This window comes from uncultured Brevundimonas sp. (assembly GCF_947305955.1).
Lineage (GTDB): Bacteria > Pseudomonadota > Alphaproteobacteria > Caulobacterales > Caulobacteraceae > Brevundimonas.
In genome coordinates, this window is sequence record NZ_CAMZFB010000071.1 from 1 (window position 1) to 8,926 (window position 8,926).

Annotated in this window: 8 protein-coding genes and 2 tRNA genes; 7 read left to right on the forward strand and 3 right to left on the reverse strand. The window is 62.8% G+C overall.

Translation table 11 applies throughout. The annotated features are described in order from the left end of the window. The 5 genes from Q0Y42_RS13420 to metG form a co-directional block, all read left to right on the forward strand. Positions 1–741 (forward strand): outer membrane protein assembly factor BamD (locus Q0Y42_RS13420; RefSeq protein ID WP_297804714.1); only part of this gene is annotated, 741 nt, incomplete at its 5' end. Between the two features lie 95 nt (positions 742–836). Further along, positions 837–2,534 (forward strand): DNA repair protein RecN, encoded by a 1,698-nt coding sequence (gene recN / locus Q0Y42_RS13425; protein WP_297804717.1) that lies wholly within the window; start codon positions 837–839, stop codon positions 2,532–2,534. A gap of 64 nt (positions 2,535–2,598) precedes the next feature. Beyond that, the gene (locus Q0Y42_RS13430; RefSeq protein ID WP_297804720.1) at positions 2,599–2,997 is read left to right on the forward strand and encodes a DUF1489 domain-containing protein; all 399 of its coding nucleotides are present in this window, start codon (positions 2,599–2,601) and stop codon (positions 2,995–2,997) included. 100 nt (positions 2,998–3,097) lie between these two features. Next, a complete protein-coding gene (locus Q0Y42_RS13435) occupies positions 3,098–4,453 on the forward strand; it encodes an MATE family efflux transporter (protein WP_297804722.1) in 1,356 nt (451 codons plus the stop codon). Between the two features lie 56 nt (positions 4,454–4,509). Next, positions 4,510–6,216, forward strand: coding sequence for a methionine--tRNA ligase (gene metG, locus Q0Y42_RS13440; RefSeq protein WP_297804724.1), 1,707 nt, complete (start codon positions 4,510–4,512; stop codon positions 6,214–6,216). A gap of 73 nt (positions 6,217–6,289) precedes the next feature. Here metG and Q0Y42_RS13445 read toward each other — a convergent pair whose 3' ends face one another. The 3 genes from Q0Y42_RS13445 to rlmB form a co-directional block, all read right to left on the reverse strand. After that, positions 6,290–6,619, reverse strand: coding sequence for a rhodanese-like domain-containing protein (locus tag Q0Y42_RS13445; protein ID WP_297804727.1), 330 nt, complete (start codon positions 6,617–6,619; stop codon positions 6,290–6,292). Further along, on the reverse strand, positions 6,616–7,452 hold the full coding sequence (locus Q0Y42_RS13450; protein ID WP_297804729.1) for a TerC family protein: 837 nt from the start codon (positions 7,450–7,452) through the stop codon (positions 6,616–6,618). Before Q0Y42_RS13450 ends, Q0Y42_RS13445 begins: the two co-directional genes overlap by 4 nt. 80 nt (positions 7,453–7,532) lie before the next feature. Continuing rightward, complete coding sequence (gene rlmB, locus Q0Y42_RS13455) at positions 7,533–8,411, reverse strand: 23S rRNA (guanosine(2251)-2'-O)-methyltransferase RlmB (protein ID WP_366108481.1); 879 nt, start codon at positions 8,409–8,411, stop codon at positions 7,533–7,535. Between the two features lie 146 nt (positions 8,412–8,557). On the opposite strand from rlmB, the gene Q0Y42_RS13460 reads away from it, so the two are divergent. Continuing rightward, positions 8,558–8,641 (forward strand) — tRNA-Tyr (locus Q0Y42_RS13460). 96 nt (positions 8,642–8,737) lie between these two features. Further along, a tRNA-Gly gene (locus Q0Y42_RS13465) sits at positions 8,738–8,811 on the forward strand. Positions 8,812–8,926 lie beyond the last annotated feature (115 nt).

The window sequence follows — 8,926 nt, forward strand, 5'->3', positions numbered from 1 at the left end:
CGTCCGGTCGAAGCCCTGTACAACACCGGCTATCAGCGCCTGCAGTCGCGCCGCTGGAACGACGCCATCGACTATTTCCAGGAAGTCGAACGCCAGCACCCCTATTCGGAATGGGCCCGCCGTTCGATCCTGATGCAGGTCTATGCCTACTATCAGAACAGCAACTACAACGAAGCCATCGCTGCGGCTGACCGCTTCATCGCACTGTTCCCGGGCAATCCGTCGACGGCCTATGCCTTCTATATGCGTGCCGTCTGCAACTTCGAGCGCATCGTCGATGTGGGCCGTGACCAGGGCTATGCCGAGGCCGCATTGGCTGGCCTGCGCGAGGTTGAGCGTCGCTACCCGAACACGCCGTATGCGACCGACGCCCGCGTGAAGATCGACATGGTCAACGACCAACTGGCCGGTAAGGAAATGGCGGTTGGCCGTTTCTACCAGCGCCAGAACCAGCCGATCGGTGCCCTGAACCGCTATAAGGCGGTTATTGCCAATCCGGCCTTCCAGCGCACCTCGCACACGCCCGAAGCCCTGTACCGTCTGGTCGAGCTGAACTTGCAACTGGGTCTGCGCGAAGAGGCTGTTCGTAACGCCTCGGTTCTGGGCCACAACTTCCCGGGCAGCATCTGGTACCGTGATGCCTTCGCGCTGCTGACCGAAGAAGGCCAGCGTCCGGAAGGGGCTCCGGCACCGGAAGGCGAAAAGAAGTCGATCTTCAGCCGCCTGAACCCCTTCGACTGATCCAGAGATTTGAGCGCAGAGGCCGCAAAAAGCCTCTGCGTTCTCGTTACGTTTCCGGTTAGGATCACCCGGAATAACGCGAATCATATTGATCCATGCTGACCAGTCTTTCCATCCGCGACGTCGTTCTCGTTGATGCCCTTGACCTTGATGTCGAGCAGGGGCTGACGGTTCTGACCGGTGAAACCGGTGCGGGTAAGTCGATTATTCTGGATGCTCTGGGCCTCGCTTTGGGGGCGCGGGCCGATTCCGGACTGGTGCGCCGTGGGGCCAAACAGGCCGTGGCGACGGCTGTTTTCGTTACCCCGAATGATCCCGACCTGATCGCCGCCATCGAAGAGCGCGGTTTCGAGGCTCGCGCGGGCGAGGAGCTGATCCTGCGCCGCATCCTGTCGGCGGATGGTCGCTCCAAGGCCTATATCAACGACCAGCCTGCGGGCGTGACGGCGCTTAAAGACATCGGATCGCGTCTGGTCGAGGTGCATGGCCAGCACGAGACGGTGGGCCTGCTGGACTGGCGCACGCACCGTGGTCTGCTGGATGCCTATGGCGGCCTGCAACCCCAGCTTCAGGCCGTGGCCGAAGCGGCAAGGCTGTTGAAAGAGGCCGAGCATCGGCTTCAGGCGCTTCAGGCCGATGCGGCCAATGCCGCTGCACAGGCCGAAGAGATTTCGCACAACCTTGCCGAACTGGACGCGCTGGATCCCAAGGAGGACGAGGAAACGGCGCTGGCTGGTGATCGCGCTGTCCTTGGTGCGGCAGAAAAGGCGCTGGCCGATCTGGCCGATGCTCGCACCCAGTTGGGCGGTGACAAGCTGTCTCAAAAGCTGAGCGCGGCGCTGCGTGCGGTGGAGCATGCCCGCACGCGGGCGGGGCAGGCGGGGATCGAAGGCGATCATCCCGCTATCAAGAGCCTGTCCGAAGCGGTGGATGCTATCGACCGCACGATGGTTGAGGCCATGGAGGCGATTGCGGCGGTGGATGCCGCTGCCGATGCCTTTGATTTCGAGCCGGGGGCCTTGGACAAGACCGAGGAGCGTCTGTTCGCCCTTCGCGCCACGGCCCGCAAGCTGCACACCACGGTCGATGCCTTGCCGTCGCTGCGGATCAGGCTGCGCGAACAACTGCGCCTGATCGAGAACAGCGAAGAGGCCCTCACCAATGCCCGCCGTGAGGCCGCCTTGGCCGCGCAGGCCTATGATGCGGCGGCCAAGGTTCTGTCGGAGGCTCGCGCCGATGCGGCCGAGCGTCTGAAGGCGGCGGTCCTGTCCGAGCTTGGCCCGCTGAAGCTGGAGCGCGCCCAGTTCCGCGTGGCGCTGGAACCAATCGAGGGGCGTCGCGGGCCGGAAGGCGTGGAGAATGTCCGTTTCCAAGTGGCCACCAACGTCGGCACCGACTTTGGCCCGCTGGACAGCGTGGCCTCGGGCGGGGAGTTGGCGCGTTTCGCCTTGGCGATGAAGGCGGCGCTCGCCAGCCGCGAGGACATAATCCAGCCGGTCATGATCTTCGACGAGGTGGACCAAGGCGTTGGCGGCGCCGTGGCCGAAGCGGTCGGTGGCCGTCTGAAACGTTTGGCCCATGGCGCGCAGGTGCTGGTCGTGACCCACAGTCCGCAGGTCGCCGCCTGTGGCCATACGCACTGGAAGGTCCGCAAGGCCGACAAGGACGGCATGACGACCTCGACCGTCGAGCCGCTGAATCCGGATGACCGTCTGGAAGAGATTGCCCGCATGCTCTCGGGCGCGCAGGTGACGGACGAAGCCCGTGGGGCCGCCCGTCGTTTGATCGGCTAGGGGATCGGCTCACCAAACCTTGGTCTGCCTTTACCCCGCCTCACTCAGCCCCTATCTGCGCCCCATGCCGCTACACATGATCAAATTAGCCGTAGGCGTTCCGGACGTGGAATGGCTGGAACGACGCGCCGCCAAGGGTGCGCCGATGATCGTGCATACGCGCATGAGCCCCAAGCGCGCCCCCGAGATGGAAGATGGCGGTTCGCTGTACTGGGTGGTGAAAGGCTCCATCCTTGCGCGCCAGCCGATCATGGACATCACCACCATCGGCGAGGGCAAGGCCAGCCGATGCGAGATCACTCTTGAGCCCAAGGTGATCCGCGTGTCGCCGACGGTGCGCCGCGCGTTTCAGGGCTGGCGCTATCTGGAGCCGAAGGATGCGCCGGTTGATCTGGATGTGATCGACACGGGCGAGACCCCGCCCGAACTGGCCGCCATGTTGCGCGAACTGGGGGCGTGGTAGGCCGCAACTTCGGCTTGCATGACGCCCAACCTTCACCCATTGCGGACGGCTCGATAGCCGTCCTGTTTTATTTGACCCCTGTCCCTCTGGATTTTCCGCCTTGTTCAGCTCCGCCCACAAGCAAACCCTGAAAGACCTGATGGTCCTCGCATGGCCTGTGGTGCTGGCGCGCGTGGGCATCATGACCATGGGTCTGACCGACGCCATTGTGGTGGGGCACTATTCCTCGACGGAACTGGCCTATCACTCGCTGGCGTGGGCTCCGACCTCGATCATCCTGACCACGGCTGTCGGCCTGATGATGGGTGTTCAGGTGATGACCGCCCGTATGCGCGGCGAGGGACGTCACGACGAGGTCGGCGCTGTGCTGCGTCGCGGTCTGGTCTATTCGCTGCAACTGGGTCTGGTGGCCATGGCGTTGCTGGCGATGGCAGGGCCGCTGCTGTTGCCGCATCTGGGATTCGAGGACGGTCTGGGCGAGGGGGCTTCGCTGCCGCTGGTGGTGTTTGCCCTGTCGATGCCCTTCTATCTGATTTCGGTGGCGGCCCAGTTCTTCCTTGAGGGGCTGGGCAAGCCCAAGCCGGGCATGTGGGCGATGTGGATCGCCAATATCGTCAACATCGGCCTGAATGTTGTGCTGGTGCCCGATATGCTGGGGCTGGGCGTCCATGGCGCGGCGGCTTCGGCATGGGCGACCTTTGGGGCGCGCGCGGCCTTGGTGGTCTTCCTGATCGTCTACATCCTGCGTATGCCAGAATTGAAGTGGTGGGGCCTGTTCCAAAAGCCCAAGCGCGACCGCGAGACCGAGCGCGAACAGGTTAAGGTCGGCCTCGGGGCCGGTGCCTCGAACTTCATCGAGGTTGGTGCCTTTTCGGCCATGACCATTGCCGCAGGTCTGATCGGTGCGAACGAGACTGCGGGCTGGGCCATTGTGATCAACACCTCGGCCATCGTCTTCATGCTGCCGATGGGCCTGTCGTCGGCGACGGCGGTTCTGGTCGGCAAGGCCTATGGCGCGGGCGACCACGAGGGCGTCAAACGCGCGGGCTGGATCGGCATGGGTGTGGTGGCTGTGTTGGCGACCATTGTGGGCCTGATCATCTGGCCCAGCGCCCGACTGATTACGGGGGCCTATACCAATGATGCGGCGGTGCTGGCGATTGCAGCACCTGCCCTGGCGCTGGCCACCTTCTTCTTTGTGGCCGACGCCATTCAGGTTGTGGCGGCACAGGCCAACCGTGCGGCGGGCGATGTGCTGATGCCGACGGTCATGCACTTTATCTCTTATGGGGTGGTGATGATCCCGCTCGGCTTCTGGCTGTCCCACAGCATGGGGGTGAATGGCCTTGTGTCGTCGGTGATCGTGGCCAGCCTGATCTCCGGTTTCCTGCTGGGCGTGCGCTTTCACATCATTTCAAAGCGTGCAGCCCGCACTTCTCACCAAGCGGTAGGGTGACGCCGCGCCAAAGCGGTTCTATATCCAACGCCTTCTCTCAAGTTTAGTGGACGATCATGGCCCGTATCCTCATCACCTCGGCGCTGCCCTACATCAATGGCATCAAGCACCTTGGGAATCTGGCCGGGTCGATGCTGCCCGCCGACATCTGGGCGCGTTTCAAGCGGGCGCAGGGCAATGATGTCCTGTTCATCTGCGCCACCGACGAACACGGCACCCCGGCCGAGCTGGCTGCTGCCGCCGCAGGTCAGGATGTCCGCACCTATTGCGACGAACAGCATCTGATCCAGAAGAACGCCGGCGAGGCGTTCGGCCTCAGCTTCGATTGGTTCGGCCGCTCGTCCAGCCTGCAGAACCGCGCCCTGACCCAGCATTTCTGCGCCGCCCTCGAAAAGAACGGCCTGATCGAAGAGCGCGTCGATCGCATGATCTATTCGATCGACGATGGCCGCTTCCTGCCGGACCGTTATGTCGAGGGCACCTGCCCGCACTGCGGTTTCGAAAAGGCGCGCGGTGACCAGTGCGACAACTGTGGCCGCCTGCTGGACCCGACTGACCTGATCAATCCGTATTCGTCGGTTTCGGGCAGCCGTAACCTCGAGGTGCGCGACACCCGCCACCTGTACCTGCTGCAAACCAAGGTCGAGCCGCAGATCCGCGAGTGGGTCAACAGCAAGACCGACTGGCAGCCGCTGGCCAAGTCCATCGCCAACAAACACCTCGATGAAGGCCTAATCGACCGCGGCATCACCCGCGACCTGTCGTGGGGCGTTCCGGTGGTCGGCCCCGACGGTGGTCCGCGCGAGGGCATGGAAGGCAAGGTCTTCTACGTCTGGTTCGATGCGCCCATCGAATACATCGCCGCGACGCAGGAATGGGCCGAGGCCAACGGCAAGACGTGGAAGGACTGGTGGCGTCTGGACGAAGGTGCCGAGGATGTCCGCTATGTCCAGTTCATGGGCAAGGACAACGTCGCCTTCCACACCGTCAGCTTCCCCGCCACCATCATCGGCTCGGGCGAGCCGTGGAAGACCGTGGACCAGCTCAAGGCCTTCAACTGGCTGAACTGGTACGGCGGCAAGTTCTCGACCTCGATGAAGCGCGGCGTCTTTATGGATCAGGCGCTGGAACTGCTGCCTGCCGACTACTGGCGCTGGTATCTGACGGCCTATGGTCCGGAACATTCGGACGCGGCCTTTACGTGGGAACAGTTCCAGAGCGCGATCAACAAGGACCTTGCCGATGTGCTCGGCAATTTCGTGAACCGCATCGTCAAATTCACGGAATCGAAGTTCGACGGCGTGGTGCCAGAAGGCGGCGTGGCGGGCGAAGTCGAAGCCAAGCTGGAAGCCGACCTGCGTGCCGTGATCGCCGAGGCGACCGAACACTATGAGGCGATGGAGTTCCGCAAGGCCGCCGCTTCGATCCGCGCCGCATGGGTGCTGGGCAACGAATACCTGCAGTTCGCCGCCCCTTGGACCGCGCTCAAGACCGACCGCGACCAAGCCGCCGTCGGGGTTCGCACGGGCCTGAACCTGGTGGCGCTGTTCGCCCGTCTGGCCGCTCCGGTCCTGACGGCGTCGGCACCGAAGATCGCGGCCTCGGTCAACTCGACCGACCTGTCGTGGCCCAAGGCTGACGAGGACTTCCTCAACGCCCTGCCGGTTGGCCACAAGGTCGAGGCCCAAGGCGTGCTGTTCGGCAAGATCGACGACGCCATGGTGGCCGAATGGGCTGAACGCTTTGGCGGTGCCGAAAGCTAAGACGGCAACATAAGCCCAATAAAAAAGCCCCCGCAGAGCGATCTGCGGGGGCTTTGTTTTGGGCCTTTCAGGGTTAGCCCTGAATGATCGGATATCCGGCCTGATGCCAGGCCATGATGCCACCGGCCAGATTGACGACCGGCTGGCCGTCCTTTGCCGTCGGGCCGACGAACTCGCACACGCGGCCGCTGCGGCCACCGGACTTGCACTGGACGATGATGGTCTTGTCCTTGGGCAGGTCCAGCGCTTCCCACGCCTGCGGCATCTGGCTGAGCGGGGCGAGGGTGGTGCCGTCGATACGGGCGGCGTCCCATTCGTCTTGCTCGCGCACGTCGATCATGACGGCCTTGCCGGAGGCCAGCAGATCGCGGGCCTCCTCGACGGTGATTTCATTCACGCTCATGCAGCGGGCTCCGGAAGGGCGGCAGAGGGTTCTGCCGCAGGTTCAGGTGTAGCGACCTCGACCGCTTCGGGTTCCTGACCACTCTTCTTCAGGTGCTTGGCCGCTTCTTCATCGCTAATGGCGAGGAAGGCCGGGACCGCAGCATTGAATTTGAGCATGTTGCCGGTACGGACGATCACTTCGCGACCGCCGTCCCAGATCATGTGCAGGGCGACATAAAGAACGACCAGCAGGCCGATGTAGCCGATCCAGCTGTATTTATGCAGCAGCTTGGCGATGAAGCTGGCGGCGACACCCATCAGGGCAATCGACAGGATCAGGCCGAACACCATGACCCACGGATGTTCGTGCGAAGCGCCGGCGACGGCCAGCACATTGTCCAGCGACATGGCGACGTCGGCGATGATGATCTGCATCAGGGCCGCGCCAAAGGTCTTGCGCTTCAGGCCCAGTTCTTCAGGCGAAGGACCGGTGCCATGTTCGATGCTCTGGGCCAGTTCCAGTTCGTGCTGTGCTTCGGCCTGATCGTGGGTGGCCTGTTCGCGCAGTTCGCGCCACATCTTCCAGCACACCCACAGAAGCAGGAAGCCGCCAGCCATGAGCAGGCCGATGATGGCCAGAAGCTGGATGGTGATCAGGGCGAAACCGATACGCAGAACGACGGCGATGGCCAGACCGGCCAGAATGGCCTTGCGGCGTTGATCTTGCGGCAGGGCTGCCGCAGCGAGGCCCACGGCCACAGCATTATCGCCTGCGAGCACGAGGTCCATCAGCACGACCTGGCCAAGGGCGACCAGCTGGCTGACTAATTCAGGGGAAGAAAAGAAGTCCATGTCCCCAAACTAGACCCCGCCGAAGCCCGCGCCAAGTTGTCGCGGCGGCTTCGGCGGACTCAATTATGCGGGGATACCGATCAAGCGTTGCGCTTCTGGGCGCGGGCACACTCATAAAGAGCAATCGCCGCAGCGTTCGATACGTTCAGCGATTCAAAACCGCCCGGCATCGGAATCTTGGCGATGGCTTCGCAGTGTTCGGTCACGAGACGGCGCACCCCGTCACCTTCGGAACCCATGACGATGACCGTCGGGCGTTCGTCCAGCGCCTGCTCGAGCGTCAGCTCTGCGGCACCGTCCATGGCAATGGCGCGCCAGCCCATGTCGTTCAGCTTTTCAAGTGCGCGCGACAGGTTGGTGACGCGGGCGTGGGGCAGGCGCTCGGTGGCACCGACCGAGGCCTTGGCCAGAGGACCGGCGAGGGCGGGGGCATGGCGGTCCTGCACAATTATACCGCGCGCGCCAAAGGCGAGAGCCGAACGGAAGATGGCACCGACGTTCTGCGGGTCGGTCAATTGGTCCAGCATGACCAGAACACCCTCGGCAGGCTCGGCCAGATCTTCGAGCGAGACGCCTTCGAGGGGCTGACATTTAAAGGCGAAGCCTTGGTGAACCGCGCCAACCGGCAAAATTCGATTCAATTGTTGGGAATCAACGACTTCGATTCTGTGTCCGTGGGCCAGATTCTGCGACTCGATTTCCTCGGCGCGATCCGCCGTAACCATGAGTCGACCGCTGCCGCGACGCGCCGGATTGGCCAAAGCGGCCAGAACCGGGTGACGACCCCAAAGAAAATTGTCAGCGTTTACAGCTGCTTTTGGTGATTTTTTACCCTCAGACGGGGTTCTGGGTGCCTGATGCTGCGAGGATTTGCCTCGCGAGGCACCCTTTTCGTCGCGTCTGTGGAAAGATTGTTTTTTCACGGCTTTTTGGTCGTTGCGTTCTGAAAAAGGGGACACTATAAAGCGGCCTCCGACGAGGCCACGGGCTTTCGGTGAAGGCGCTCTCCTAATACAGGCGTCGCCCGACAGCGAAGGCTTTTGTTGTTATCCGACTTAATAATCGGAAGGCGGCAAATCCAAGTCGGCACATTGCTAAGCGCGCTGGGGGAATGTCCCGAGCGGCAAAGGGGGCGGACTGTAAATCCGCTGCGTAAGCTTCGCAGGTTCGAGTCCTGCTTCCCCCACCACGCGCTGGCAGTGGCCGAGTTTTTGGACCGGAACCCCCAAGGAAAATCGGGTGCGGATACATCGCTTGTGATAGGCGGAGTGTACGCATTCTTCGTGCGGGTATAGCACAATGGTAGTGCAGCAGCCTTCCAAGCTGAATACGCGGGTTCGATTCCCGCTACCCGCTCCAGGTTTTATGAACTGAGCACAGCGCCCTTCCGCTTTGGACCCGGGCCACAGGAGTTTGGCCATGGCCAAGGAAAAGTTCGAACGCACTAAGCCGCACTGCAACATCGGCACCATCG